General features: G+C 36.0%; 1 protein-coding gene. It reads right to left on the reverse strand.

The genetic code is table 11. The features are described 5' to 3' along the window. Positions 1-15 precede the first annotated feature (15 nt). Positions 16-801, reverse strand: a complete 786-nt coding sequence (locus ACFIJJ_RS09880) for a DNA adenine methylase (protein ID WP_375646820.1) — start codon at positions 799-801, stop codon at positions 16-18. Positions 802-936: the final 135 nt, after the last annotated feature.

Raw genomic sequence — 936 nt, forward strand, 5'->3', positions numbered from 1 at the left:
TTTTTATGATTTTCTTCAATTATTACGAATCAAGAGTTCTTTTCGGGGTGGTTTTTTTGCCGTACCTGCTGTCCAAATGGTCTCTAATTCTAAAAAGTCAAAATCCTTAAAGATCTCTCGAACCGCATCACAATCATTGAGACTCAAGACAAATTTGCCTTGTATGCTTTTGAGAACTTTTGCCATACTCACAAAATCATCTTCAACAAAATTCCCAGAGCTGTAACACTTCTTCTTCACAAGATAAGGCGGGTCTAGGTAAAATAAACTGTCGGGTGCATCAAATAGCTCGATAACCCGTTCCCACGATAAATTTAAGATCGTCGTATCAAGAAGCTTCTGTCTAACACGTCGCATCCTTGATAACAGCTTTTCGGGATTAAACTCTGCCGTTCTTTTCCTTCCAAAACTAAAAGAGACATAATCTTTTTTCCCATACATCACACAACGTTGGAGAAACAAAAAGCGAGCAGCTCTTTCAACTTTGGAAAGGCTTTCTGGTTCAATCGCCGCAAGTTCAAAAAACAACTGTCTTGAACAAACAAACCATTCTAGTCGTTTGGCTAAATCATCAAAGTCATTTTGAACGCATTGAAACAGATTCGTGATCTCTCCATTCAGATCATTAATCACGGAATATTTTGCTGGTCTTTTATTTAGAAAAATAACACCAGAACCTAAAAACGGTTCAACATAGGTTTCATGGTCAATACTATTTAAAATCGGTATAATTTTCTTACGCAGATAGTGTTTACCACCCATCCACGCAAACAATGTTTGTGTAAATTCTTGTTTCATCATATTTTTAAAGGAGAGATTTGATATTTAACTTTTTGTTATCCACTTTTTGAGGTGTGAAAAGCTATTCTCTATGGCGTCCACGCAACGGGAAAAATCTATTACAAACATAAAGACAATAAAGGCTATCAATTTCAT

Origin of the sequence: Bartonella sp. TT29SHDZB, assembly GCF_042193395.1 — a bacterium.
Lineage (GTDB): Bacteria > Pseudomonadota > Alphaproteobacteria > Rhizobiales > Rhizobiaceae > Bartonella.